Source organism: Stutzerimonas urumqiensis, from assembly GCF_003640395.1.
Classification (GTDB): domain Bacteria; phylum Pseudomonadota; class Gammaproteobacteria; order Pseudomonadales; family Pseudomonadaceae; genus Stutzerimonas; species Stutzerimonas urumqiensis.
In genome coordinates, this window is the sequence record NZ_RBZQ01000002.1 from 428,377 (window position 1) to 454,446 (window position 26,070).

At 66.6% G+C, this 26,070-nt stretch carries 17 protein-coding genes and 1 tRNA gene; 12 read left to right on the top strand and 6 right to left on the bottom strand.

Going from position 1 to position 26,070, the window contains the following annotated elements; genetic code table 11:
* The first annotated feature begins 159 nt into the window (after positions 1 to 159).
* The gene (gene glcC / locus D7325_RS05405; protein ID WP_120994507.1) at positions 160 to 930 is read left to right on the top strand and encodes a transcriptional regulator GlcC; all 771 of its coding nucleotides are present in this window, start codon (positions 160 to 162) and stop codon (positions 928 to 930) included.
* A gap of 1,215 nt (positions 931 to 2,145) precedes the next feature.
* Here glcC and D7325_RS05415 read toward each other — a convergent pair.
* Positions 2,146 to 3,141, bottom strand: coding sequence for a TRAP transporter substrate-binding protein (locus tag D7325_RS05415; RefSeq protein WP_120994509.1), 996 nt, complete (start codon positions 3,139 to 3,141; stop codon positions 2,146 to 2,148).
* A gap of 314 nt (positions 3,142 to 3,455) precedes the next feature.
* On the opposite strand from D7325_RS05415, the gene D7325_RS05420 reads away from it, so the two are divergent.
* The 4 genes from D7325_RS05420 (at position 3,456) to D7325_RS05435 (ending at position 11,588) form a co-directional block, all read left to right on the top strand.
* On the top strand, positions 3,456 to 4,424 hold the full coding sequence (locus D7325_RS05420) for an NAD(P)/FAD-dependent oxidoreductase (RefSeq protein WP_120994510.1): 969 nt from the start codon (positions 3,456 to 3,458) through the stop codon (positions 4,422 to 4,424).
* A gap of 109 nt (positions 4,425 to 4,533) precedes the next feature.
* The gene (locus tag D7325_RS05425; protein WP_120994511.1) at positions 4,534 to 5,910 is read left to right on the top strand and encodes an L-serine ammonia-lyase; all 1,377 of its coding nucleotides are present in this window, start codon (positions 4,534 to 4,536) and stop codon (positions 5,908 to 5,910) included.
* Between the two features lie 137 nt (positions 5,911 to 6,047).
* Entirely contained in the window at positions 6,048 to 9,848 is a 3,801-nt protein-coding gene (locus D7325_RS05430) for a PAS domain S-box protein (protein WP_162988007.1), read from the top strand.
* Positions 9,849 to 10,289: 441 nt separating this feature from the next.
* A complete protein-coding gene (locus tag D7325_RS05435) occupies positions 10,290 to 11,588 on the top strand; it encodes an Nramp family divalent metal transporter (protein ID WP_120994513.1) in 1,299 nt (432 codons plus the stop codon).
* Between the two features lie 52 nt (positions 11,589 to 11,640).
* Here the strand turns inward: D7325_RS05435 and D7325_RS05440 are convergent, their stop codons facing one another.
* Together D7325_RS05440 and D7325_RS05445 are read right to left on the bottom strand one after the other, a co-directional pair.
* Positions 11,641 to 13,206: a sigma-54-dependent transcriptional regulator gene (locus D7325_RS05440; RefSeq protein WP_120994514.1), complete on the bottom strand. Its 1,566-nt coding sequence runs from the start codon at positions 13,204 to 13,206 to the stop codon at positions 11,641 to 11,643.
* Positions 13,207 to 13,690: 484 nt separating this feature from the next.
* The gene (locus D7325_RS05445) at positions 13,691 to 14,665 is read right to left on the bottom strand and encodes a D-2-hydroxyacid dehydrogenase family protein (protein WP_120994515.1); all 975 of its coding nucleotides are present in this window, start codon (positions 14,663 to 14,665) and stop codon (positions 13,691 to 13,693) included.
* A 333-nt stretch (positions 14,666 to 14,998) separates the two neighbouring features.
* Here D7325_RS05445 and phhA point away from each other — a divergent pair, with 333 nt between their 5' ends.
* The 3 genes from phhA (at position 14,999) to D7325_RS05460 (ending at position 17,524) form a co-directional block, all read left to right on the top strand.
* Entirely contained in the window at positions 14,999 to 15,784 is a 786-nt protein-coding gene (gene phhA / locus D7325_RS05450; protein ID WP_120994516.1) for a phenylalanine 4-monooxygenase, read from the top strand.
* 196 nt (positions 15,785 to 15,980) lie between these two features.
* The gene (locus D7325_RS05455) at positions 15,981 to 16,337 is read left to right on the top strand and encodes a 4a-hydroxytetrahydrobiopterin dehydratase (RefSeq protein WP_120994517.1); all 357 of its coding nucleotides are present in this window, start codon (positions 15,981 to 15,983) and stop codon (positions 16,335 to 16,337) included.
* Positions 16,334 to 17,524 carry an amino acid aminotransferase gene (locus D7325_RS05460; protein ID WP_120994518.1) on the top strand — a complete coding sequence of 397 codons (1,191 nt, stop codon included), beginning with the start codon at positions 16,334 to 16,336 and terminating at the stop codon, positions 17,522 to 17,524. The genes D7325_RS05455 and D7325_RS05460 overlap by 4 nt, the downstream gene beginning before the upstream one ends.
* A gap of 82 nt (positions 17,525 to 17,606) precedes the next feature.
* Here the strand turns inward: D7325_RS05460 and uvrB are convergent, their stop codons facing one another.
* Positions 17,607 to 19,622 (bottom strand): excinuclease ABC subunit UvrB, encoded by a 2,016-nt coding sequence (uvrB, locus tag D7325_RS05465; RefSeq protein WP_120994519.1) that lies wholly within the window; start codon positions 19,620 to 19,622, stop codon positions 17,607 to 17,609.
* Between the two features lie 382 nt (positions 19,623 to 20,004).
* On the opposite strand from uvrB, the gene D7325_RS05470 reads away from it, so the two are divergent.
* Positions 20,005 to 21,201, top strand: coding sequence for an amino acid aminotransferase (locus D7325_RS05470; RefSeq protein ID WP_120994520.1), 1,197 nt, complete (start codon positions 20,005 to 20,007; stop codon positions 21,199 to 21,201).
* Between the two features lie 51 nt (positions 21,202 to 21,252).
* Positions 21,253 to 21,328 (top strand) — tRNA-Asn (locus D7325_RS05475).
* Positions 21,329 to 21,957: 629 nt separating this feature from the next.
* On the opposite strand, the gene D7325_RS05480 is transcribed toward D7325_RS05475, so the two are convergent.
* On the bottom strand, positions 21,958 to 22,407 hold the full coding sequence (locus D7325_RS05480; RefSeq protein WP_120994521.1) for a PA2169 family four-helix-bundle protein: 450 nt from the start codon (positions 22,405 to 22,407) through the stop codon (positions 21,958 to 21,960).
* A gap of 186 nt (positions 22,408 to 22,593) precedes the next feature.
* Between D7325_RS05480 and D7325_RS05485 the strand changes: the two genes are divergently transcribed.
* Positions 22,594 to 23,226, top strand: coding sequence for a TetR/AcrR family transcriptional regulator (locus D7325_RS05485; RefSeq protein ID WP_120994522.1), 633 nt, complete (start codon positions 22,594 to 22,596; stop codon positions 23,224 to 23,226).
* Here the strand turns inward: D7325_RS05485 and D7325_RS05490 are convergent.
* Entirely contained in the window at positions 23,208 to 24,116 is a 909-nt protein-coding gene (locus tag D7325_RS05490) for a LysR family transcriptional regulator (protein ID WP_120994523.1), read from the bottom strand. The genes D7325_RS05485 and D7325_RS05490 overlap by 19 nt on opposite strands.
* A 114-nt stretch (positions 24,117 to 24,230) precedes the next feature.
* On the opposite strand from D7325_RS05490, the gene gcl reads away from it, so the two are divergent.
* Complete coding sequence (gene gcl, locus D7325_RS05495) at positions 24,231 to 26,006, top strand: glyoxylate carboligase (protein WP_120994524.1); 1,776 nt, start codon at positions 24,231 to 24,233, stop codon at positions 26,004 to 26,006.
* Positions 26,007 to 26,070: the final 64 nt, after the last annotated feature.

Genomic DNA, 26,070 nt, shown 5'->3' on the forward strand with positions numbered 1-26,070 from the left:
CCAGCGTCCACCGGTAAAACCACTGGTAGGACCAGTTTCTTTCAAGGTCCTTTCACGCATGGCCGCTCAAAAGCCCGGCAATACGGGCGCTGCATTGCCAAAGCGGTCTTTACGGTTAGACTGTGCGCCCACTGGTCCTACCAGTCAGAGGTGACTTCGATGCTGACCGAAACCCTGCCCGAACGCCGCCAGGTGGCCGACGTGGTCGCCGAGCGGATCGAGCGCCTGATCGTCGACGGCGTGCTCAAGGTCGGCCAGGCCCTGCCCTCCGAACGGCGCCTGTGCGAAAAGCTGGGCATCTCCCGCTCGGCCCTGCGCGAGGGGCTGCGGGTGCTGCGCGGACGCGGCATCGTCGAGACGGCGCAGGGGCGCGGCTCCTATGTCGCGCGGCTTTCCGGCACCCAGGACGCCAGCCCGCTGATGCACCTGTTCAGCTCGCAACCCCGCACCCTCTACGACCTGCTGGAGGTGCGCGGCCTGCTGGAGGCCGAATCGGCCCGGCTGGCGGCGCTGCGGGGCACCGAGGCGGACTTCGTCCTGTTGCGCCGCCGCTACGAGGAAATGCTCGCCGCCCATTCGGCCGAGGTCAGCGATCCGCGCGAGCACGCCCGCCTCGATCACGCCTTCCACCTGGCCATCTGCGAGGCCTCGCACAACCCGGTGCTGGTGCACACCCTGCAATCGCTGACCGACCTGATGCTGTCGACCGTGTTCGCCTCGGTGAACAACCTCTACCACCGGCCGGTGCAGAAGCGGCAGATCGATCGCCAGCATTCGCGCCTGTACCACGCGGTCATCGGCCGCCTGCCGGACCAGGCGCAGCGCGCGGCTCGCGACCATATCGCCAGCATTCGCGACAACATGAAGGAGATCGAGCAGGAAGAGCAGCGGCTGGTGCGGGCGACCATGCGGTTGGAGGGGTGGGGGTAGGGGCCGGTGCGTTCCCTCGTAGGGTGGGCTTCAGCCCACCAGAGGACAGGCGGTGGGCTGAAGCCCACGCTTGTATCTCGACTTGAGGTGTTTCGGACGCCACGCTTTCACGGCCCGGCCATCAGGTTGCGCCCTGCACGGCAAGAACTGTAGGAGCCCGCTTGCGGGCGATGCTTTTGCTTTCTGGCTTCACGATCTGGAGCTTCGGACGCCGCGCTTTCCTCGGCTCGGACGACAGGTTGCGCCTTGCACGGCGTCTCACTTCTCTTTGCCGCGCGGCAAAGAAAAGTAAGCAAAAGAAAACGCGCCCCATCATCCGGGTCTGACTGCTACGCAGCCAGACTGCCCTCACTCCGGCGCCGCTCCGGGGGCACGTCGCGACGGGACATCCCTGTCCCGCCGCGCCTCGCTCGGCGTCCTGCCTCGCGTCCCCCTGCGCAACGCCTGCGTTCGGCCGGATGAAAGGGGGTTGGTCCGAGTGGCTTGATGGTTGGGGTGCCTTTGCAAAAGGCGAGATCGAAAGTCGTACCAGTCGAGCGACGGACACCGGTATGTGGTCAGCCAGGTAAAGGCTTCATCGCCGTGCAAGCGGTGGAAAACGCGTTGCGGTTTTCCACCCTACGGTGGCTGACGTTTGGATGATTGCTGCCTCACAGACGTAGGGCGGATTCAGGAGCGAAGCGAACAATCCGCCGGGGACATCGCCGATGTGAAACCGGTGCATTGCTTCGCGAATGCACCCTACGTGTAGTTGTCCCGTTCAAGACCACAACAGCTTCGCTTTCTGGCTTTGCCACACCAAAACCAACAGGCCACACCAATTCGCCCCATCAGCAGGCCAAGCGCAGGTGTCGTGGAGGGGGTTGAGCGGCATGGATGCCGCGAAAGCCGCGAGGGCCATGGATGGCCCTTCGTGGCGGGCCCCTGGAGCGGCACCGGAGCGAGGGGACCCCGGCAAAGCCGGGGCCGGATGCAGGGGTCGCCTTCTCTTTGGTTACTTTCTCTTGGCGAGACAAGAGAAAGTGACGCGCCGTGCAGGGCGCAAGCTGTAGGCCGGGCCGAGGAAAGCGCGGCGTTCAAAACGCCGGTCGAGATGCCCAGAAACAACGACAAGAGCATCGCCCGCAAGCGGGCTCTTACGAAACATTACGCGCCGTGCAGCGCAACCCGCGCACCACCGGGGGCAGCGCTCACGCCCCCGGCGTACCAACCCCATCAGTGGCGACGATTGACCGTCAACGCCGCACGAATGACGTCCGCGCCAATCTCTTCCTCGAAACTCTTCCACACCGGCACCATCTTCTGGCGCCAGGCGTCGCGTTCTTCAGGCGACAGGGTGACCAGCTTGCTGGTGCCGCTGGCAAGGATGCGGTCGCGGTCACGACGGTTCAGGGCTTCTGCTTCCTTGTTCACCGCCTGGGTGACTTCCAGGATGATGCCCTCCAGCTCCGAGCGCATGGCGAAGGTCAGGCTGTTCCAGAAGGTGCCGTTGGTGATCAGCATGTAGTTCAGCACGCCGTGGTTGCTCTCGGTGATGAACGGCTGGACCGTGTGCATGTTCTGGCTGGCGATGTTCGACCAGGGGTTCTCCGCCCCTTGCACTTGGCCGCTTTGCAGCGCCTTGAACGCCTCGGCGAACGGCAGGCGAACGCCCTTGGCCTGCACGGCGTTGAACTGGGCCTCGATGACCGCCGAGGACTGGATGCGGAACGCCAGGCCGTTGGCGTCTTCGGGCGTGTGCAGCGCCTTGGTGGCGGAAAGCTGCTTGAGGCCGTTGTTCCAGTACGCCAGGCCATAGATGCCATGCGGAATCATCGAACGCAGCAGCTCGCGGCTCTTCTCGCGGCGCTGGAAGCGGGCGACCGCTTCGGCGTCGTCGAACAGGAACGGCAGGTCGAACACCTGCAGCTGCTTGGTGTACTTGTCGAACTTCGACAGCGAGGGCGCGAGCATCTGCACCTTGTTGTCGAGCAGCGCCTGCATTTCGTCGGCATCACCGACGAGCGTCGAATTCGGATAGACCTCGACCTTCACCTGGCCCGCCAGGCGCTCCTCGACCAGCTTCTTGAACAGCAGCGCACCCTTGCCCTTGGGCGTATCTTCAGCGACGACGTGGGCGAACTTGATGACGATGGGTTCGGCGGCCTGCGAGACCGGAACGAACAGAATGGCCAGCGAGATGATCGCCGTGGTGAAACAGGACTTGAGCATGAGGCCCCCGGAAATGAAAAAAGCCGGCGCCTTGTGGGCGCCGCTTCCTTGTGTGCGTTTTTCGATTCAGCGCCGCTCCACGGCGCGCGTCAGGTCGGGGCGATCGCCCGCCTGGCGTTCTTGGAATAGAGCCGTCCGGTGTGAGCTGGCTCACGAACGGAACGGTGTGAAAGTGTTGGGGATCGCCCCGCCCGACACAAGCTGCGAAGGCGGAACCAGCTCTCAGTTTCGCACCGGACGCTTCATCGGCTGCGGCGAACTCCCCCGGCTTACCCGGCTTCTATTGCCCATCAGCTACCCACCGGATGAGCCGCATGAACGACCCGAACCGCGTCAACGAACCGCCACCCCCACGGGTACCGGATGCCGACTTCGATTGCCTGATCGTCGGCGCCGGACCCGCCGGCCTGACGGCCGCCGTCTACCTCGCCCGCTTCAACCGCAGTTGCCTGGTGGTCGACGGCGGATGCAGCCGCGCGGCGCTGATCCCCACGTCGCACAACTATCCGGGCTTCCCGCCGGGCATTTCCGGCAAGGCGCTGATCGAGCGCCTGCGCGACCAGGCCAGCAGCTATGGCGCGCGCATCGAAGACGGCGTGGTGCAGGCCATACGCCCGCACCGGGTCGGCTTCGAGATCGAGCACGGCACCGGCCGCTGCTGCGTCGCGCGCCGGGTGATTCTGGCAACCGGCATCGAAGACACCCTGCCGCCGATGGAAAACGCCGCCGAGGCGATCGCCGCCGGTGCGCTGCGGTTGTGCTCGATCTGCGACGGCTACGAAGTCAACGGCCACGACGTGGCGGTCTATGGCGAAGCCGAGTGCGCGATCGGTCATGCCGTGTTCCTGCGTAGTTTCACCGACCGCGTCACCGTCATCGCCCGGCGCGATCCGCCGCCACCGGCCGAGGCGCTGGGCCTGCTCGATCATTACCGCATCGCCTATGTCGAAGGCGACCTGACGACCGTTCGCCACCTCCCGGCGGGCGGGATCGAGACGATCACCGACGACGGCCACGCCCATCGCTTCGACGTGCTCTACCCCAACCTCGGCGCCCGGGTGCGCTCGGACCTCGCCGTCCAGCTCGGCGCGCGGCATGACGGCGACGGCGCATTGATCGTCGACGACCATCTGCAAACCTCGGTAAACGGACTATTCGCCATCGGCGACGTGGTGACCGGCCTCAAGCAGATGAGCGTGGCGGTCGGCCATGCGGCACAGGCGGCGACCGCCGTACACAACAGCCTCGAGGCCAAGCCCTGGGTCCGGCCGACGACGCCCTGAGGCTACGCGCGCGGCAGCCTTCGGGCCGCTGCCCGCGCATTGGCGGTCTACGCTGTAGGAACCCAGGAGGCGCAGCGCGCGCCTCCATCGTTTCGGCAAGAGCGTCAGCATGTCACTCAGCGTTTTCGACCTGTTCAAGATCGGCATCGGCCCCTCCAGCTCCCACACCGTCGGCCCGATGCGCGCCGCCGCGCGCTTCGTCGAGGGCCTCGCGCGCGACGGCCTGCTGCAAGAGACCCAGGCGGTACGTGTCGAGCTGTACGGCTCGCTCGGCGCGACCGGCAAGGGTCACGGCAGCGACAAGGCCGTGCTGCTGGGGCTCGAAGGCGAGCAGCCCGACCGCATCGACACGGCGACCATTCCGGCGCGGCTGGAGCGCATCCGCGGCAACGGCGAGTTGCGGTTGCTGGGCGAGAAGTCGATCCGCTTCATCGAGAAAGAGCACCTGGCGTTCATCCGCAAACCGCTGGATTACCACCCCAACGGCATGACCTTCCGCGCCCTGGATGGCGCCGGCATCCAGTTGCGCTCGCGCGACTACTACTCGGTCGGCGGCGGCTTCGTGGTCGACGAGCAGGCCGCCGGCGCCGACCGCATCGTCGAGGACCGGACGCCGCTGCCCTACCCCTTCACGACCGCGCGGGAGCTGCTTGCGCACTGCGCGGCGCAGGATCTCTCGATCAGCCAGGTGATGCTGGCCAACGAAACCGCCTGGCGCCCGGAAGCCGAAACGCGCGCCGGGTTACTGAATATCTGGCGGGTCATGCAGGACTGCGTCGCCGCCGGCTGCCGCAACGAGGGCACCATGCCGGGCGGGCTGAAGGTCAAGCGCCGTGCTGCCGGGCTGTACCGCCAGCTCAGCAGCAGCCCGGAAGCGGCGCTGCGCGACACCCTCAGCGTGCTCGACTGGGTCAACCTCTACGCCCTCGCGGTCAACGAGGAAAACGCCAGCGGCGGCCGCGTGGTCACCGCCCCCACCAATGGCGCGGCCGGCATCGTGCCGGCCGTGCTGCATTACTACGCGCGCTTCGTGCCCGGCGCCAACGACGACGGCGTGGTCCGCTTCCTGCTGACCGCCGCGGCCATCGGCATTCTCTACAAGGAGAACGCGTCGATCTCCGGGGCGGAGGTCGGCTGCCAGGGCGAAGTGGGCGTCGCCTGCTCGATGGCCGCCGGCGCACTGTGCGAAGTGCTGGGCGGCAGCGTGCAGCAGGTCGAGAACGCGGCCGAGATCGGCATGGAGCACAACCTCGGGCTCACCTGCGATCCGGTCGGCGGCCTGGTGCAGGTGCCCTGCATCGAGCGCAACGCGATGGGCTCGGTGAAGGCGATAAACGCCGCGCGCATGGCCTTGCGAGGCGACGGCCAGCATTTCATTTCGCTGGACAAGGTGATCCGCACCATGCGCCAGACCGGCGCCGACATGAAAAGCAAGTACAAGGAAACCGCGCGCGGCGGGCTGGCCGTCAACATTATCGAGTGCTGAGCCGGCTTTACGACGGCGTGCTGCGCAGCCGGTCGCACGGCCGGAACCGGCCGCGTCACGCGATGTTCACAGCTGCAGTGGCCCCGCCGCCTTGCAGGCCGTGCGGAAACCTGTCGTACGCACACGCGAGAATTCCGTTGGACGAATCCACCGACTCCCGGCTGCCGCCATCGCCCCTCCCGGCCCTCGACGGCATGCCATGCGCGATCCTGGAGAGCATCACCGACTACGCCATCATCGCCACCGACCTGGCCGGGCGGATCACCTTCTGGAACACCGGCGCGGCCCGCGTGTTCGGCTGGTCGGGCGAGGCCATCCTCGGGCAGCCGATCGACCGGCTCTTCACCCCGCAGGACCGCAGCAGCGGCCGCCCGCAGGAAGAGCGGCACCTGGCGCTGATCAGCGGCCGTGCCCTGGACGAGCGCTGGCACCTGCGCGGCGACGGCAGCGAGTTCTGGTCGGCGGGCGAAACCATGCCGTTGCGCCAGCCCGACGGCACGCTGATCGGCTATGTGAAGGTCGCCCGCGACCATACCGAGCGGCGGCTGGCGCTGGAAGTCGCGCGCGAGCAGGGCCGCGCGGCCCATCCGCCCGATCAGGCGGCGCAGGGCGCCAGCCTGCTGCTCGATCTCGAGGGCAGGCTCCGCTACCTCAGCGAAGGGGCCAGGCGCCTGCTCGGGCTCGACGAAGGCGCGCCCATCGCCGATCTCGACTGGCTCGAATTCTGGTGTCCGGAGGACCGGCTCGAAGCGCGCAACGCCGTCGCCGCCGCGCGCCACGGCGCCAGCACGCGTTTCCAGGGACAGGTCGAGCTTGCGCCGCTCGGCAAACGCTGGTGGGACGTACGGATCGGCCCGTGCCTGGACGACAGCGGCAACCCCGAGCGCCTTCACGTACGGATGCGCGACATCACCTACGGACACCAGGACGCCGCGCCCGCACCGGCCCACCAGGCGCACATCGAGCTGCCGACCGAATCGGTCAAGTCGATCGTCTGGGTCACCGATGCCAACGGCGAAGTCGACACGCCCCAACCCGGCTGGGAGGCGCTGACCGGCCAGACCTTCGAGCAATACCGAGGCCTGGGCTGGACGCAGGCGGTGCACCCCGGCGATATCCGTTCGGCCATGGCCGACTGGCAAGCCGCGATCGCCGAGCGCCGCGCCTACCGTGTCGAGTGCCGGGTACGCCGGCGCGACGGGAGCTGGGGCCTGTTCTCCATCAGCTCGACGCCGCAATTCGATGACGAGGGCCGGATCACCGGCTGGATCGGCGCGCACATCGACATCTCCAGCCACCGAGCCGCTCGGGAGGCGCTGCGCCTGGAGACCAACCGGCTGCGCATCCTCAACCGGGTCGGCGCGCGCCTGGCGGCCGAGCTGGACCTGGACAAGCTCGTGCAGGAGGCCACCGACGCGGGTGTCGCGCTGAGCGGCGCGCAGTTCGGCGCCTTCTTCTACAACGTGGTCGACCCCCAGGGCGAGCGCTACACCCTCTATGCCCTCTCGGGCGCACCGCGCGAGGCGTTCTCGCGCTTCCCGATGCCGCGCAACACCGCCGTATTCGGGCAGACCTTCACGGGCCAGGGCGTGGTGCGCTCGGACGACATCACCCAGGACCCCCGCTACGGCAAGAGCGCGCCGCACCACGGCATGCCGCGCGGTCATCTGCCGGTGCGCAGCTATTTAGCCGTGCCGGTGATCTCGCGCTCCGGCGAGGTGCTCGGCGGGCTGCTGTTCGGCCATGAAGCGCCCGCCATGTTCAGCGAGGAGCACGAGCACCTGCTGACCGGCATCGCCGGGCAGGCGGCGATCGCCATCGACAACGCGCGGCTGTTCCGGGACCTGCAACGCGAGGTGGACCAGCGTCGCCAGGCCGAGGCGCTGGCGCAGGCGCGCAACGAGCGGCTGAGCATTCTCTCCGAAGCGATCGAGAAAGCCCCCGCCGCGCATCACCTCGAAGACCTGATGTCCAGCGTCTCGCATGCCGCGCGCAGGCTTTGCGGCGCCGACGGCGTGGCGGTGGTGCTGCGCGAGGGCGACCAGTGCTTCTATGCCAGCGAAGTCACCTCCGTTCCGCTGTGGAAGGGTCGCCGCTTCCCGCTGATGTCGTGCATCTCCGGCTGGTCGATGGTGCACCGGCAGACCGCCGTGGTCGTGGATGTGGCCCGGGACGAGCGGCTGCTGCCGGAGCTGTACGAACCGACCTTCGTCCGTAGCCTGGTGATGGTGCCGATCGTCATCGACGGCGAGGCATTGGCCGCGATCGGTGCCTACTGGCGCGAGCGGCACGAATCCGGGGCCGAGGAAGTCGCCACCCTGGAGGCCCTGGCTCGCTCGGCCGGTGCCGTTCTCAAGCGACTCGAAGCCGAGCAGGCCCTGCGCACGCTGAACGAGACGCTCGAGACCCAGGTCGCCGAACGTACCGCCGACCGCGACCGCATGTGGCGGTTGTCGACCGACATGATGCTGGTGGCACGCTTCGACGGCACCATCACGGCGGTCAACCCGGCCTGGCAGGCGCATCTTGGCTGGCGCCAGGACGAACTGGTCGGCCACAGCTTTCTGGAGCTGGTCCACCCCGACGACCTCGAGGTCACCCGCCTGGAAGCCGCGCGGCTGGCGAGCGGCGCCATCACCCCTCGCTTCGAGAACCGCTACCGGCATCGCGACGGCAGCTACCGCTGGCTGTCGTGGATCGCCGTCCCGGACGAGGGGCTGATCCATGCGGTCGGCCGCGACATCAGCGCCGAGAAGGAGCAGGCCCAGGCCCTGCTGCAGGCCGAGGAAGCGCTGCGCCAGGCCCAGAAGATGGACGCCATCGGCCAGCTCACCGGCGGCATCGCCCACGATTTCAACAACCTGCTGACCGGCATCGTCGGCTCGCTGGACATGATGCAGGTGCGCATCGCCCAGGGCCGGCTCGATGCCATCGAGCGCTACCACAACGCGGCGATGACCTCGGCCAACCGCGCCGCCGCCCTCACCCATCGCCTGCTGGCCTTCGCCCGCCGGCAGCCGCTGGACCCGAAGACCGTCGATGCCAACCGCCTGGTGCAGGCGATGGAGGAGCTGCTGCGCCGCACCCTGGGCGAAACCATCGACATGGAGCTGGTGCTGGCCGGCGGCCTGTGGCCGACCCGCTGCGACCCGAACCAGCTCGAAAGCGCCATCCTCAACCTGGCGATCAACGCGCGCGACGCCATGCCCGACGGCGGACGGCTGGTGATCGAAACCTGCAACACCCACCTCGACCGCACCTACACGGCGCGCTTTCGCACGCTCAAGCCGGGGCAGTACGTGTGCGTCTCGGTCACCGACACCGGTACGGGCATGACGCCGCAGACGGTGGAGCGCGCCTTCGATCCGTTCTTCACCACCAAGCCGGTCGGCCAGGGCACGGGGCTCGGGCTGTCGATGATCTATGGCTTCGCCCAGCAGTCCGAGGGCCACGCGCGGATCTATTCGGAAGTCGACCAGGGCACGACGGTCAAGCTCTACCTGCCGCGCGCGCATGCGGAGGTCGAGCCGGACGCGCCGAGCGAGGCGAGCCAAAGCGACAACCGCAGCCTCCAGGGCGAAAGCGTCCTGGTGGTCGAGGACGAGCCGGTGGTACGCGCGCTGATCGTCGAGGTCCTGCATGACCTGGGCTATCGGCCGCTGGAAGCGGGCGACGGGCTGGTGGGCCTGAGCATGGTGCAGGAGCACCCCAACCTCGACCTGCTGATCACCGACATGGGCCTGCCGGGCCTCAACGGCCGCCAGCTCGCCGATCAGGCCCGCGCCGACCGGCCCGACCTCAAGGTGCTGTTCATCACCGGCTACGCCGAAAACGCGACCCTGGCTAGCGGCTTTCTCGAGCCGGGGATGGAGATGATCACCAAGCCCTTTTCCGTCGATACGCTCGCCGAGCGGGTGCGGGAAATGATCGAGCGCTGACCGCGGGCCGCGGCCCTCCGGTCGCGCCACCGCCATGCCGAGGACGCGGGTCCGCCGAGCCAGGGCGTTGCCAGGCATCGCATTGGCAGACGGCTGTGATTGCTCGGAGTGATCGTATGACTGTCGCTCCCCGGCGGCGCCCCGCCCCATAGGGTGCATTCGCGAAGCAATGCACCGCCTTACCCACGGGCTATCGCCACATGACTCAGCGTGTCGTTCAGCGCGCGCCTGCACGCGTCTCACACCGCCGCAAAAGCCATCAAAAAGCCAGCAAAACAGGCGTTCCAGAGCGGCTGATCCCACATTGTGGTGCCTGTTACATTTCGCCGAGCCAGACGCGCGAAAAAAGCGCCAAGACGCCTTGCAACGCCCCAAGTCATATGATGTCTTACGTCATTAACGCCGCTTCCGATCTACAACAACAAATTCGGAGAACCCTCCATGGCCCGTTCGGACGTCATCGCCAAAGCTGCGCCCGCTCCCTCCACCTCACGCCTGGGCAAGATCGCCAAACTGCTCGGCCCCGGCATCATCGCCGTCCTGTCCTGGCTCGGCGCCGGTGACCTGATCACCTCGTCCGTCGCCGGCGCCAACTACGGCTACGCGATGATGTGGGTGCTGGCCGGCTCGCTGCTGCTGCGCTTTCTGATCGTCAACATGATTGCGCGCTTCCAGCTCTGCAATAACCAGGGCATGACCATCCTTGGCGGCTACGCCCGGCTCCACCCGGCGTTCGCCTGGTTCATGTTCGTCTACGCGCTGCTCATGGGGCACCTGATGAACGCCTACATGATCAAGGGCGCCGGCGAAGCCCTCGCCACCCTGCTGCACATCGACCGTCCGCTGCTCTGCTCGGTCGCGGTGGTGATCGGCGTCTGGCTGGTGGTTGGCCGCAGCATCTATTCGCTGATCGAAGGGGTGATGAAGGTGTTGCTGGCCATCATGACCCTGGCGTTCCTGTCGCTCGCGCTGATGGCCGGGCCGGATGTCGGCGGCATCATTTCCGGCACCTTCGGCTTCAGCATTCCAAGCGACCAGGGCGTGCACGGTGCCCTGCTGGTGGCGGTCTCGGTGATCGGCGCGGTGGCCGGCTCGATCGCCAACTTCGTGCACCCCTACGTCATGAAGGAAAAGGGCTGGACCGGTCCGCAGCACAAGCGCATCCAGCGCAACGACCTGCTGTTCGCGGTGTTCGTCGGCATCGTGATCAACCTGGCGATCTGGGTGGTCGGTGCGGAAATCCTCCGGCCCAACGGGCTGAAGGTCGAAACGCTCGATGACCTGGGTGCGGCGCTGGAAATGTTCTTCGGCCCGGCCGGCTGGTACGTGTTCTTCATCGGCGTGTTCGCCACCCTGTTCGCCAGTGTGGTGGGCAAGACCACGGCCTTCCCGATGCTGATCACCGACGCCCTGCACTACTCGGCGCCGTCCCGCCGCGCACGCTACGGCGACAAGTTCCAGAACGATCCGCTGCACAAGTGGTTCATGCTGTTCATCCTGGTGACGCCCCTGGTCTGGTCGCTGCCGGGCATGCCCGACTTCGTCACCCTGACCATCGGCGTGAACGCCCTGAACATCGTCGGCCTGCCGATCATCTCCATCGGCCTGTTGATCATGTCCAACCAGAAGAAGCTGCTGGGCGACTACCGCAACAACCTGCTCGAGAACATCGCCCTTGGCCTGGCGACGATCCTCGCCGTGTGGGTCGCCATCCAGCTGGGCACCGATCTGCTGGCCTGATCGAGCCTTGCGATCCGCGGGGGCCGCCGCCCCCGCGCCTTCCGACCGCGCGCTAGCCGTTTTCCCGCGGGGCGCCGATGCCATGATCGCGCAGCTTGTTCGCGATCGTGGTGTGCGAAACACCGAGGCGGCGGCCCAGCAGGCGGCTGCTCGGGTGCTGCGCGTAGAGGCTTTGCAGCACCGCCTTCTCGAAGCGCCCTACGATCTCGGCCAGGCTGCCATCGAGCGCGAACTCGCCAAGCGGCTGCGGCGCGCCGTAATCCGGCAGGCGGATGTGCGCGGGCTCGATCACGCCGCCTTCGCACAGGGAAACGGCCTGGAACAGCGTGTTTTCCAGCTGACGCACGTTGCCCGGCCAGTGGTAGCCGGCCAACCGTTGCAGCGCGGCGGCGGACAGTTGCGGCAGCGCACAGCCGATCTGCCGGCTGGCCTGATCGACGAAGTGCCGGGCCAGCGGCTCCAGGCCATCGAGGCACTCGCGCAGCGGCGGAATCTGCAGCGACAGCACGTTGAGCCGGTGATACAGGTCCTGGCGAAACTCGCCGCGCGCGCACAGCTCGGACAGATCCTGCTGCGTGGCGCAGATGACCCGCACGTCCAGGTACACCTCTTCGTCGCTGCCGACCCGCCGAAAGCCGCCATCCTGCAGAAAGCGCACCAGCTTGGCCTGCAAGCGCGGGCTCATCTCGCCGACCCCGTCGAGAAACAGCGTGCCGCCGGCCGTCAGCTCCAGCAGCCCCAGCTTGCCCTCCGGTCGAGCGCCCTCGAAAGCACCGGGGCCGTAGCCGAACAGCTCGGTCTCGGCCATCGACTCGGGCAGGCCGGCGCAGTTGAGCGCCATGAACGGCGACTGGCCGCGCGGGCTGGCCAGGTGGCAGGCGCGAGCCAGCAGCTCCTTGCCGGTGCCGGTCTCGCCTTCGATCAGCAGCGGTGCGTCCAGCGGCGCCATGCGCCGGGCCTCCCGCACAACCGCGGCCATGCGCCTGGAGCTCTGGAAGATACTGTCGAAGCTGCGCAGTTCCTGCTTGCGCACCTGGTAGATGCGCTCGCCCACGCGGTCGGCGCGGTGCAGCGTGAGGACGGCACCGGCCAGCGCCTCGCTGTCTTCATGCTCGGATTGCAGCGGCGCGATGTCGGCCAGGAACACGTCGCCTCGGATCGTCACGCGCAACCCGTTGATGCGCGCGCGGTTGGCGCGCACCAGCTCCGGTACGTCGAAGTCCTCGGCATAACGCGACAGGCTGATGCCCGGCACCTCGTCGACCCGGACACCGAGCAACTGCGCCGCGGCGCGGTTGGCCGCGACGATGCTGCCGTGCATGTCGATCGACAGCACCGGAAACTCCAGCGCGCCGAGCAAGGCGTTCAGCTCCATGTGGTGTCGTTCGCTGGGCATCAGCCCGACGCGACGCAGCTCGAAGACGCCAGGCAGCGCCTCGATCTTTGGCCGCAGGGCCTGCAACTGGAGATTCATCAGGTTGGGGCAATGCAGATAGACTGCGTTGCCGTGTTCGCCACCCACCTCGCCGCGGGCGACGTTGATGCCGTAGTCGACCAACAGGTCGAGCATGTCGCGCAGGATGCCCACGCGGTTCTGACAAAGAATGCGGATTCGCACGAAGGGAGGACCGTCTTGTTGTTATCGGGACTGGCAGCAAGGCCAGGCCGTCAAGCCTATTTGACGAATCCGCCGCTCGACAAGCGAATCACAGCGCCCCAGCCGGCAAAACGGCCATGCCGTAACGCCCGTCTTACAGCCTGATCGCTGCGCGGAATGCGCGCTCAGCCACCGGATAGCCACCCCGCTCCCGTAGGAGCGACCTTGGTCGCGAATCCGCACCGCCGTACGTGTCCCGCTTCGCGAGCGAGCTCGCTCCTACGAAAAAGCCCAAATCGCGGCGCTTAGCTGTAGGAGCCAGCTTGCTGGCGATCAGATCACCCGACGATGCCAAACCCGTAGGGCGAATTCAGGAGCGCAGCGAACAATCCGCCAGGCCACGATGCCGCTGCATGGCGTTTACCTCGCAAAAGTACGTCGGACAACCTTGGGCTGCCCTTTCCGCAGGGACTGCCGCACCCGTTTCACGATCCCAAGCCACCACTCACCCGGGTCGACGCTCGACCCCCGGATTGGCGAAGGTGCAGGGCTTGCCCTCGAAGAAGTCCAGGACGTTGGCGAAGGCATCGCCGAAGTACAGCTCGTACCCCTGCCGCTCGACGTAGCCAAGGTGCGGCGTGCACAGCACGCGCGGATGGCGCAGCAGCGGGTGCTGGGGATCGGTCATCGGTTCCTGCTCGAACACATCCAGCGCCGCGTAGCCCGGCCTTCCCTTGTCCAGCGCGGCAAGGAGTGCGCCCGGTGCGATCAGCTGCGCACGGCTGGTGTTGACCAGCAAGGCGCTCGGTTTCATCCGCGCAAGGTCGTCGGCACCGACGATGTGCAGCGTGCGCTCGGACAGCCGCAGATTGAGGCTCAACACATCGGCCTCGGCGAAGAAGGCTTCGCGACTGCCGGCGGCCCGGTGGCCATCGCGCTCGGCCGCCGCGCGCGACTCATCGCTGCCCCATACCAGCACCGGCATCTCGAACGCCTGGGCGTAGCGCGCCAGCCGCTGGCCGATCTTGCCGTAGCCCCAGATCCCCAACGTCTGACCGCAGAGCCGGTCGCCGAGGTTGACCTGCCATTGCCCGCCATACAGCCCCTGCATCGCCGGAAGCAGCTTGCGGCGCGCCATCAGGATCAGCGCCCAGGTCAGCTCGGCCGGCGCGATGGGCGAGCCGCGACCCTCCATGACCGCCACGCCATGACGGGTGCAGGCGTCGACATCCAGGTGCGCCGCCACCTTCCCGGTCTGGCTGATGAGCTTGAGCCGCGGCAACCGGGCCAGCAGCGCCTCGTCGATCACCGTGCGCTCGCGGGTCAGCACCAGCGCATCGGCATCGGCGAAGCGCTCGGCCAGCACATCGCGATCGGTCACCGGGTCGTGGTGAAGCGTGACGCGATGGTCGGCAAGCCGGGCGAAGCAATCCAGCGACCGGATGACGTTCTGGTAGTCGTCGGGTATCACGATGTGCATGCGCATCTCCTTTGGCAGCGGCGGTCGGCGAGGCGGGCGCCGGCAATGGAATCCACTGTAGCAGCGCAACGGCCTTGCCAGGCGGCGAAACCTCCACCCCGTTCGCGGTGGCCTCGCTGGTCTTCAGGCAAAAAATCCGTCAGCGATTGTTTACAGCGGCACTGGCCACGGACGGCTCAGGCGCCGACCCAGGGAAGTCTGTAAATGAAACCTTACACAATCAGCCCAACCCGACGCCTTCTGCCGCTCGCGTTCATTGCCCAAGGAAGGCGCGATTGCGGTCAGATGAGGGTATCGACAAGAACAACAGCCCCGGCGATGCCAGGAGGTCCGATGAAAACCACTCAGTACGTCGCCCGCGAACCGGACGCGCGTGGCCACATCCACTACCCGGATGCCGAACATGCCGTCTGGCGGACGCTGATCGAGCGCCAGCTCAAGGTGATCGAAGGCCGCGCCTGCCAGGAATATCTCGACGGCATCGAGCAGCTCGCCTTGCCGCACGACCGCATCCCGCAGCTCGGTGAAATCAACCGCGTGCTCGAAGCGAGCACCGGCTGGCAAGTGGCTCGGGTGCCGGCGCTGATCCCCTTCCAGACCTTCTTCGAGCTCTTGGCCAGCAAGCGATTCCCCGTCGCGACCTTCATCCGCACGCCCGAAGAGTTGGACTACCTGCAAGAGCCGGACATCTTCCATGAGATTTTCGGCCACTGCCCGCTGCTGACGAACCCCTGGTTCGCCGAGTTCACCCACACCTACGGCCAGCTCGGCCTCAAGGCGACCAAGGAAGAGCGCGTGTACCTCGCGCGGCTGTACTGGATGACCATCGAGTTCGGCCTCGTCGACACGCCGGCCGGACGCAAGATCTACGGCGGCGGCATCCTGTCGTCACCCAAGGAAACGGTCTACAGCCTGTCCGACGAACCCGAGCACCAGCCGTTCGACCCGCTCGAAGCGATGCGCACGCCTTACCGGATCGACATCCTGCAGCCGCTGTATTTCGTGCTCCCCGAGCTGCACGCCCTGTTCGACGTCGCGCAGCAGGACATCATGGCGCTGGTACGCCGCGCCATGCAGCTGGGCCTGCACGCACCGAAGTTCCCGCCCAAGGCGGCGTAGGGTGGGCTTCAGCCCACCAAAAGCCCGCGCGAGGGAACGAGCGCCGTGAAGCGGCCGGGCGTTCGTTGCCAAAGGCCTCCAGCGCCTCGCAACCCGAAGGTGGGCTGAAGCCCACCCTACGGGGACCCAATCGCCAGCTCCCGTTTACCTACACTGGCTCACTATCTTCGATCTGAAAAACAGAAGGATCCGTACCATGAATGCCCTGTCTCAATCCCACTGCGAAGCCTGCCGCGCCGACGCGCCGAAAGTCTCCGACGAGGAGCTGGCGGCGCTGATCAAGCAGATCCCCGACTGGAACATCGAGACCCGCGACGGCCATATGGAGCTGGAGAAGGTCTTCCTGTTCAAGAACTTCAAGCACGCGCTGGCCTTCACCAATGCCGTGGGCGAGATTGCCGAGGCCGAAGGCCATCACCCCGGCCTTTTGACCGAGTGGGGCAAGGTGACCGTGACCTGGTGGAGCCACTCGATCAAGGGCCTGCACCGCAACGACTTCATCATGGCCGCCCGTACCGATGAGGTCGCCGCCACGGCGGAGGGCCGCAAGTGAAGCAGTTCGACGCCGTTGCGCGCGTGCCGGGCGACCCGATTCTCGGCCTGATGGAAACCTTCCGTGCCGATCCCAACCCGGCGAAGCTGGACCTCGGCGTCGGCGTCTACCGCGACGCCTTCGGGCTCACGCCCGTGCTCGCCGCGGTGAAGCAGGCCGAGCAACGGCTGGTCGATCAGGAGTCGACCAAGGCCTACGTCGGCGGCCACGGCGATGCCGATTTCGGCAAGCAGGTAACGCGCCTGGTGCTCGGTGACGACGCGGCGCTCCTTCAGCGCGCCGGGATGACGCAAACGCCCGGCGGCACCGGCGCGCTCAGGCTGGCCGGGGATTTCATCGCGACGTGCCTGCCCGGCCGCCGCATCTGGCTGAGCGACCCGACCTGGCCGATCCACGAGACGCTGTTCGCCGCGGCCGGCCTGTCCGTCGCGCACTACCCGTACGTCGGTGCCGACAACCGACTCGACGTCCCTGCGATGCTGGCGACGCTCAACGAGGTTCCCATCGGCGACGTGGTGCTGCTGCACGCCTGCTGCCATAACCCGACCGGGTTCGACCTCGCCCCGGAGGACTGGCGACAGGTGCTGGACATCGTGCGCTCGCGGGAGCTGTTGCCGCTGTTCGACCTCGCCTACCAGGGCTTCGGCGATGGCCTGGAGCAGGATGCCTACGCCGTCCGGCTGTTCACCGAAGCGCTGCCGGAAGTGCTGGTCACCAGCTCCTGTTCGAAGAATTTCGGGCTCTACCGCGAGCGCACCGGCGGCCTGCTGGTGATCGCGAGCAACCCCGACGCGCTCGCCGCCGTTCGCAGCCAGTTGGCCTCGCTGGCACGCAACCTGTGGTCGACGCCGCCCAATCACGGCGCTGCCGTGGTCGCGACGATCCTTGCCGACGAGCACCTGCGCGCTTGCTGGCAAGAGGAGCTGGAAGGCATGCGCCAGCGTATCGTGACCTTGCGCCATGGCCTGGTGAAGGCGCTCGAGCCCTACGGATTGAGCGAAGGTTTCGCGCATATCGCCGAGCAACGCGGGATGTTCTCCTACACCGGGCTCACCGCCGAACAGGTCCGCCGGCTGCGCGCCGAAGACGCCGTCTACCTGCTCGAAACCGGGCGCGCCAACGTGGCCGGGCTGGACGCCGAACGACTGGATGCCCTCGCCCGTTCGATCGCACGCGTGGTGCGCTGACGAGCCCCGCATCTGGCGCGATCTGCGACCGCCGCTTCTGGCGGTCGCTGCCGTTCGCGCTGGACGATGGCCGCCGGTGGCATCAGACCTGCAGTAACCGTTCCCGCAGCTTCTGGATCTCGTCGCGTGTCTGCGCGGCAGCCTCGAACTCGAGGTCGCGCGCGAACTCCATCATCTTCTCCTCGAGCTGGCGAATACGGCGCGTGATCTCGCTCGGTGAACGCAGCTGGTTCTCGTAGCGCGCCGCCTCTTCGGCCGCCTTGGCCTCGCCGCGACGCTTCTTGCTGCGCGCACCGGGGACGACCGCGCCTTCGAGGATGTCCTTGATGTCCTTCTTCACGCCCTTGGGCACGATGCCGTGGGCCTCGTTGAAGGCGAGCTGCTTTTCCCGGCGCCGCTCGGTTTCATCGATGGCGCGCTGCATCGAGCCGGTCATGGCATCGGCATAGAGAATCGCCCGGCCGTTGAGGTTGCGTGCCGCGCGACCGATGGTCTGGATCAACGAGCGCTCGGAGCGCAGGAAGCCTTCCTTGTCGGCATCAAGGATCGCCACCAGCGACACCTCGGGCATGTCCAACCCCTCGCGCAGCAGGTTGATGCCGACCAGCACGTCGAAGGCGCCGGTACGCAGGTCGCGAATGATCTCGACCCGCTCCACCGTGTCGATGTCCGAGTGCAGGTAGCGCACCTTGACGTCGTGATCGCCCAGGTAGTCGGTCAGGTCCTCGGCCATGCGCTTGGTCAGCGTGGTCACCAGCACCCGCTCCTCGGCGGCGACGCACTTGCGGATTTCGCTCAACAGATCATCGACCTGGGTGCGCGCCGGACGGATCTCCACCTGCGGGTCGACCAGCCCGGTCGGCCGCACGACCTGCTCGATCACCCGCCCGGCATGCTCTTCCTCATACGGGCCGGGCGTCGCCGAGACGAAGATGGTCTGCGGGCTGATCGCCTCCCATTCGTCGAAGCGCATCGGCCGGTTGTCCAGCGCCGATGGCAGGCGGAAGCCATATTCCACCAGCGTTTCCTTGCGCGATCGGTCGCCCTTGTACATTGCGCCGACCTGCGGCACCGAGACGTGCGACTCGTCGATCACCAGCAGCGCGTTGGGCGGCAGGTAGTCATACAGCGTCGGCGGCGCCTCGCCGGGCGCTCGGCCGGACAGGTAGCGGGAGTAGTTCTCGATGCCGTTGCAATAGCCGAGCTCCATGATCATTTCTAGATCGAAGCGCGTCCGTTGCTCGAGGCGCTGGGCCTCGACCAGCTTGTTTTCGCTGCGCAGGTAGTCGAGGCGATCCTTGAGCTCGATCTTGATGCGCTCGACCGCCTCGAGCAGCGTCTCGCGCGGCGTCACGTAGTGGCTCTTGGGGTAGAAGGTGAAGCGCGGCAGCTTGCGGATGACCTCGCCCGTCAGCGGGTCGAAGGCCGAAAGGTTCTCCACCTCGTCATCGAACAGCTCGATGCGGATGGCCTCTAGGTCCGATTCGGCCGGGAAGATGTCGATCACGTCGCCGCGCACGCGGAAGGTCGCCCGGGCGAAATCCATGTCGTTGCGCGTGTACTGCAGGCCGGTCAGGCGGCGCAGCAGTTCGCGCTGGTCGAGCCGATCGCCGCGGTCGACGTGCAACACCATCTTCAGGTACGACTGCGGATCGCCCAGGCCATAGATGCACGACACGGTGGTGACGATGATCGCGTCCGGGCGCTCCAGCAGCGCCTTGGTCGCCGACAGGCGCATCTGCTCGATGTGGTCGTTGATCGAGGCATCCTTCTCGATGAAGGTGTCCGACGACGGCACGTAGGCTTCCGGCTGGTAATAGTCGTAGTAGGAGACGAAGTACTCGACGGCGTTGTTCGGGAAGAACGACTTGAACTCGCCGTACAGCTGCGCGGCCAGCGTCTTGTTCGGGGCGAGGATCAGCGTCGGCCGCTGCACGTGCGCGATCACGTTGGCGATGCTGAAGGTCTTGCCCGAGCCCGTCACGCCGAGCAGCGTCTGGTGCGAAAGGCCGGCTTCGAGCCCCTCGATCATCTGGCGGATCGCCTCGGGCTGATCACCGGCTGGCTTGAAACGTGTGACCAGTTCGAACGTGGACATCGATACCTCTCATGCAAAGGCGCGGTCATGCAAAGGCGCGGACCGATGCCTGGCGGACGGAACCCGGCGCAGGGTCGAATCGCACGGCGGAGAAACCGCACGACGAGCCGCCCGATGACCGCATAAATAGCCGGCCCACGTCTCGCAGCAGGCAGACATGGCCGCTATACTACCGCCCCGTTTGAGCACCGCCCCAGCACCGGGCAGGCGTGCAGACGCACAGGCCGCGAACGCTGATTCGCGGGCCGTTGAAACCTTGGCGATTTCCCCTTTATGAGGGTCCTGCCACCGATTTCAACCCTGACGCGCAGCATCTCGCCGAACGGTCGATCGCTTCCGGGTGTTGCCCGCTTCTCCACCCTCATCTTCGAGCCCTGCCCCCATGAGTTTATTCTCTGCTGTCGAAATGGCGCCGCGCGACCCGATCCTCGGCCTCAACGAAGCCTTCAATGCCGACCCGCGGCCGAACAAGGTCAACCTGGGCGTGGGCGTCTACTACAACGAAGAAGGCCGCGTGCCGCTGCTACGCGCGGTCGTCGAAGCGGAGAAGGCCCGTCTCGCCGCCCAGGCGCCGCGCGGCTACCTGCCGATCGAAGGGATCGCCGCCTACGACGCCGCCGTCCAGAAGATGCTGTTCGGCGCCGACTCCAGCCTGCTGGCCGATGGCCGCGTGGTGACCACGCAAGCGCTCGGCGGCACCGGCGCCCTGAAGGTCGGTGCGGACTTCATCAAGCGTGTGCTTCCCGACAGCATCGTGGCCATCAGCGACCCGAGCTGGGAGAACCACCGTGCCCTGTTCGAGAACGCCGGGTTCGCCGTCCATAACTACCGCTACTACGATGCCGCCACCCGCGGCGTCGACAGCGCCGGGATGCTCGAGGACCTGCGCCAGCTGCCGGCGCGCTCGGTCATCGTGCTGCATGCCTGCTGCCACAACCCGACCGGCGTCGACCTGACCCTGGACGACTGGAAGGCCGTGGTCGAGGTCCTCAAGGAGCGCGACCACGTGCCCTTCCTCGACATCGCCTACCAGGGCTTCGGCGACGGCATCGAGGAAGACGCCGCCGCGGTGCGCCTGTTCGCCGAGGCCGGGCTGTCGTTCTTCGTGTCCAGCTCGTTCTCCAAATCCTTCTCGCTGTACGGCGAGCGGGTCGGCGCCCTGTCGATCGTCACCGCCAGCCGCGAGGAGTCGGCACGCGTGCTGTCGCAGGTCAAGCGCGTGATCCGCACCAACTACTCCAACCCGCCGACCCACGGCGCCACCATCGTTGCCAGCGTACTGTCGAGCACCGAACTGCGCGCCCTGTGGGAAGAGGAACTGGGTGAAATGCGCAACCGCATCCACGAGATGCGCGTGGCGATGGTCGAACAACTGCGCGCCAAGGGCGCCCGCCAGGACTTCAGCTTCGTCAGCCGTCAGCGCGGCATGTTCTCGTACTCCGGCCTGACCGCCGAGCAAGTCGACGCCCTGCGGGAGCGGTTCGGGGTCTACGCGGTCGGTACCGGACGCATCTGCGCCGCTGCGCTGAATCGCCGCAACCTCGACTACATCACCGACGCGATCGTGCAGATCCTGTGATCGCCTCGGGGTTGACTTCTCCTTTCTAAACAGTAGGATGCGCTCCGTTGTTCCGCGATAGCTCAGTCGGTAGAGCAAATGACTGTTAATCATTGGGTCCCTGGTTCGAGTCCAGGTCGCGGAGCCAACTTCCAAGCCCCGAGGTGAAAACCCGGGGCTTTTTTATTGCCTCCTTCGTAGTTCTCGTAGGGCGGATTCAGGAGCGCAGCGAACAATCCGCCAGTGCCACCTCCGCGTACCGGTGCATTGCTTCGCGAATGCACCCTACGGCTGGGCGGGCGTTCGCGCCTCGCCCCTGCGCCAACGGCTCAGCACAGCTCACCTGTAGGAGCCAGCTTGCTGGCGATCCGGGCAGCGGACTCACGGCTCGCAGCAGGCCCGGCACTCGGTACATCGGTGGGTTGGAGATCATTACAGCTATTAGGCACGTCAGCATTGTGCATAACCTGATCGCCAGCAAGCTGGCTCCTACGGACTCCCCTGTTCGCATGGCGGGGCGGTATGCCCTACCGGCAGGTGTCCGCGAGCCGAAGCAGGCATCGACGGATCACTCCACCGCGCGAGGCACCTTCAGGCTCACCTTTCCTTGCCCAGCGACGTAAGACGGATCCAGGAGCGCGCGAACCATCCGCCTGGGCCACCAATGCCGCCTCCGCACCGGTGCATCGCTTCGCGAATGCACCCTACGGCTGGCCGACGATGACCAGAAAACGAAACGCCGGCATTCAGCCGGCGTTTCTTACCTGCGGGGCCCGATCAGCTGGCGCGTGCCATGTCGCGCAGGGCTTTCACCTGATCGTGATTGCGCAGCACGCCCTGGTACTGCTTTTCGACGACCAACCGGATGTTGGCGGGCAGGTCTTTCTCGAGGGCTTCTTTGTAGCGCTTCTTGGCGACGTCTTCGCCGCGTTCGCATTCGTTGAGGATGGCCTTGTCGTCCTTGCCGGTCAGGGCGGATTTGAGGTCGACCCAGCGACGATGCAGCTCGCCGGCCGTGCTGGCGTCGTCTTCCGGCTTGCCGCCGAGGGAGCGGACCAGTTGCTGCAACTCGGTGGCGGCGCTGGCGCACTCCTGGGCGCGCTGCGTCATGGTGGTCTTGAGGCTGGGGTCTTTCAGGTCTTCGGCGCAGTCACGGAAGCCCTTTTCGCCGTCGAGGCTGGTTTCGATCAGGTCGTTCAATACCTTGATGGTGTCTTTGGTATCCATCTCGCTTTCCTCCGAGGGTTCGAACACACGGCCGGCATCGCGGCCACCTGTCTTACCCGACAGGCCGGGTCGCCAGTCAGTTCCGCCTACCGGACGGGCGAACCCTCTGCCTTGAGCGGCGCGGAAGCCCGGTGCTAGCATGCCGCGTCCGCCACCGACCCGGTGGCCGCGAACCCGAAAGGCCCCATGTCGAGCATCCGTGAGCGTAACCAAGAGCTGATCCTGCGAGCTGCCAGCGAAGAGTTCGCCGAGAAGGGCTTCGCCGCCACCAAGACCAGTGACATCGCCCAGCGCGCCGGGCTGCCCAAGCCCAACGTCTACTACTACTTCAAGTCGAAGGAAAACCTCTACCGCGAGGTGCTCGAGACCATCATCGAGCCGCTGCTGGACGCCGCCGAGCCGTTCAACCAGCCGGGCGAACCGGGCGATGTCCTGCGCGCGTTCATTCGCGCCAAGATCCGCATCTCACGCGATCACGCCTGCGCTTCGAAGGTCTTCGCCAACGAGATCATGCACGGCGCTCCGCACCTGTCGCACGAGCGCGTCGCGCAGCTCAACGCGCAAGCCAACCACAACATTGCCCGCCTGCAAGGCTGGATCGACGAAGGACTGATGGCGCCGATCGATCCGCGCCACCTGATGTTCAGCATCTGGGCTGCGACCCAGACCTACGCCGATTTCGATTGGCAGATCACCACCGTCACCGGCAAAGCCTCGCTGGACGACTCGGACTACGAAGCCGCCGCCGAGACCATCATCCGGCTGGTTCTCAAGGGCTGCGAGATCCGGGAGCGCGCCGCTCAGCCGGTTTCCCAATAGCCGGGCGCGTTGTAGATCGCCTTGAGGTGATCGATGAAGAACCGGACCTTCGCCGGTAGATAGCGCTGCTGCGGGTAGACCGCCTGGATGTCGTATGCCGGCAAGGCGTACTCGTCGAGCACGGTGATCAGCTCGCCCCGCTTCAGCGCCGCCTGGATCTCCCAGGTCGAGCGCCAGCCGATGCCCAACCCCTGCTTGACCCAGTCGAACAGCAGCTCGCCATCGTTGCAATCCAGGTTGCCGGCCACGCGGATCGCGACCTGCCGGCCGTCGCGCAGGAAGGTCCAGCCGCGCTGCTGCCCACCCTGCAGGTTGAAGGCCAGGCAGTTGTGCTGGGTCAGCGCCTCCAGCGTCCGCGGCGTGCCGTGCACGGCGAAGTAGCCGGGCGAGCCGCAGACCACCCGGCGATTGGGGAACAGCTTGAGCGCCACGTAGTTGGGGTCGGTGACCTCGCCGATGCGGATGCCCATGTCATAGCCGTGGCGAACCAGGTCGACCACGCTGTCGGTGAAGTTGAACGACAGCTGCACATCGGGAAACCGCGCCTGGAACGCCGGTGCGTGCGGCCCGACATGGCGTCGCCCGAACGCCGCCGGCGCCGACACCACCAGGTGCCCGCGCACCGCCGTGCGGTGTTCGCCGATGCTCGCATCGACCTCGTCGAACTCGCGTAGCAGCCCGCGGGCGCGCTCCAGGTATTGCTCACCGAGGTCAGTGAGCGACAGCCCGCGCGTGGAGCGATGCATCAGCTTGACGCCCAGGTGGCGCTCCAGCGCGTCGAGCCGTCGACCCATGACCACCGGTGTCACCCCTTCCTTGAGCGCAGCGGCGGCGAAGCTGCCGCTCTCGGCGACCAGCACGAAGCTGCGCAGCGTGGTGTAACGGTCCATTCGATACCTCAGGTATTGGCAGAACTGAAGTCTCGGCCAATTCCGTCCCGCATTCCAGCCCGTCATGCTTCAGCCACATAGAAAAGCTATCGAATAAAAACAGGAGCTAGTGTCATGGCACGAATGAGAGCAATCGAGGCAGCGGTCATGGTCATGCGCCGCGAAGGCGTCGACACCGCGTTCGGCATCCCTGGCGCCGCGATCAACCCGTTCTACGCGGCGATGCGGAAAATCGGCGGAATCGACCACGTGCTCGCCCGCCACGTCGAAGGCGCCTCGCACATGGCCGAGGGCTACACCCGCACCAACCCCGGCAACATCGGCGTGTGCATCGGCACCTCCGGCCCGGCGGGTACCGACATGGTCACCGGCCTGTACTCGGCCAGCGCCGACTCCATCCCGATCCTGTGCATCACCGGCCAGGCGCCGCGTGCCCGGATGCACAAGGAAGACTTCCAGGCAGTCGACATCACCAGCATCGTCAAGCCGGTCACCAAGTGGGCGACCACCGTGCTCGAGCCGGGCCAGGTGCCCTACGCCTTCCAGAAGGCCTTCTACGAGATGCGCAGCGGCCGCCCCGGTCCGGTGCTGATCGACCTGCCGTTCGACGTGCAGATGGCGGAGATCGAATTCGACATCGAGGCCTACGAACCGCTGCCGCTGGTCAAGCCAAGCGCGAACCGCGCCCAGGCCGAGAAGGCGCTGGCGATGCTCAACGCGGCCGAACGTCCGCTGATCGTCGCCGGCGGCGGCATCATCAATGCCGATGCCTCGGACAAGCTCGTCGAGTTCGCCGAAATCACCGGCGTGCCGGTCATCCCGACCCTGATGGGCTGGGGCACCATCCCGGACGATCACCGGCTGATGGCCGGCATGGTCGGCCTGCAGACCTCGCACCGCTACGGCAACGCCACGCTGCTCGAATCGGACCTGGTGTTCGGCATCGGCAACCGCTGGGCCAATCGCCATACCGGGACCGTCGAGGTCTACACCCAGGGCCGCCAGTTCATCCACGTCGACATCGAGCCGACCCAGATCGGCCGGGTGTTCAACCCCGACCTCGGCATCGTCTCCGACGCCGGTGCCGCGCTCGATGCCTTCATCGCCGTGGCCCGCGAATGGCAGGCGGCCGGCAAGCTGAAGGACCGCAGTGCCTGGGTCGAGGCCTGCCGCGAGCGCAAGCGCACGATGCAGCGCAAGACTCACTTCGACAACGTGCCGGCCAAGCCGCAGCGCGTCTATGAAGAGATGAACGAGTTCTTCGGCAAGGACACCTGCTACGTCAGCACCATCGGTCTGTCGCAGATCGCCGGGGCGCAGTTCCTGCACGTGTACAAGCCGCGCCACTGGATCAACTGCGGCCAGGCCGGTCCGCTGGGCTGGACCGTTCCGGCAGCACTCGGCGTGGTCAAGGCCGACCCGAGCCGCCGCGTGGTCGCGCTGTCGGGCGACTACGACTTCCAGTTCATGATCGAAGAGCTGGCCGTCGGCGCGCAGTTCAACCTGCCGTACATCCACGTACTGGTGAACAACTCCTACCTCGGCCTGATCCGCCAGGCGCAGCGTGGGTTCGAGATGGATTACTGCGTGCAGCTGTCGTTCGAGAACATCAACGCGCCCGAACTCAAGGGCTATGGCGTCGATCACGTCGCCGTGGTCGAGGGACTGGGTTGCAAGGCGATCCGCGTGTTCGACCCGAACGAACTGCAGAACGCCTTCGCCGAGGCCCAGCGCCTGATGGAGACGCACCGCGTGCCGGTGGTCGTCGAGATCATTCTCGAGCGCGTCACCAACATCTCGATGGGCACCGAGATCAACGCCGTCAACGAGTTCGAGGAACTGGCCCAGCGTGGCACGGACGCACCGACCGCCATCGCGCTGCTGGACTGACGCAACCGCAGGGTGGATGTCGCCAAGCGCATCCACCGCCTCCCAGGTGGAAGACCCTGCGCGG

What these genes read in the sequence shown, in the direction of transcription:
- D7325_RS05415 (WP_120994509.1), bottom strand. Translation starts at nt 3,141, where the DNA reads ATGCTCAAGTCCTGTTTCACCACGGCGATCATCTCGCTGGCCATTCTG.
- glcC (WP_120994507.1), top strand. Translation starts at nt 160, where the DNA reads ATGCTGACCGAAACCCTGCCCGAACGCCGCCAGGTGGCCGACGTGGTC.
- phhA (WP_120994516.1), top strand. Translation starts at nt 14,999, where the DNA reads ATGAAAACCACTCAGTACGTCGCCCGCGAACCGGACGCGCGTGGCCAC.
- D7325_RS05455 (WP_120994517.1), top strand. Translation starts at nt 15,981, where the DNA reads ATGAATGCCCTGTCTCAATCCCACTGCGAAGCCTGCCGCGCCGACGCG.
- gcl (WP_120994524.1), top strand. Translation starts at nt 24,231, where the DNA reads ATGGCACGAATGAGAGCAATCGAGGCAGCGGTCATGGTCATGCGCCGC.
- D7325_RS05470 (WP_120994520.1), top strand. Translation starts at nt 20,005, where the DNA reads ATGAGTTTATTCTCTGCTGTCGAAATGGCGCCGCGCGACCCGATCCTC.
- uvrB (WP_120994519.1), bottom strand. Translation starts at nt 19,622, where the DNA reads ATGTCCACGTTCGAACTGGTCACACGTTTCAAGCCAGCCGGTGATCAG.
- D7325_RS05480 (WP_120994521.1), bottom strand. Translation starts at nt 22,407, where the DNA reads ATGGATACCAAAGACACCATCAAGGTATTGAACGACCTGATCGAAACC.
- D7325_RS05485 (WP_120994522.1), top strand. Translation starts at nt 22,594, where the DNA reads ATGTCGAGCATCCGTGAGCGTAACCAAGAGCTGATCCTGCGAGCTGCC.
- D7325_RS05445 (WP_120994515.1), bottom strand. Translation starts at nt 14,665, where the DNA reads ATGCACATCGTGATACCCGACGACTACCAGAACGTCATCCGGTCGCTG.
- D7325_RS05490 (WP_120994523.1), bottom strand. Translation starts at nt 24,116, where the DNA reads ATGGACCGTTACACCACGCTGCGCAGCTTCGTGCTGGTCGCCGAGAGC.
- D7325_RS05420 (WP_120994510.1), top strand. Translation starts at nt 3,456, where the DNA reads ATGAACGACCCGAACCGCGTCAACGAACCGCCACCCCCACGGGTACCG.
- D7325_RS05435 (WP_120994513.1), top strand. Translation starts at nt 10,290, where the DNA reads ATGGCCCGTTCGGACGTCATCGCCAAAGCTGCGCCCGCTCCCTCCACC.
- D7325_RS05425 (WP_120994511.1), top strand. Translation starts at nt 4,534, where the DNA reads ATGTCACTCAGCGTTTTCGACCTGTTCAAGATCGGCATCGGCCCCTCC.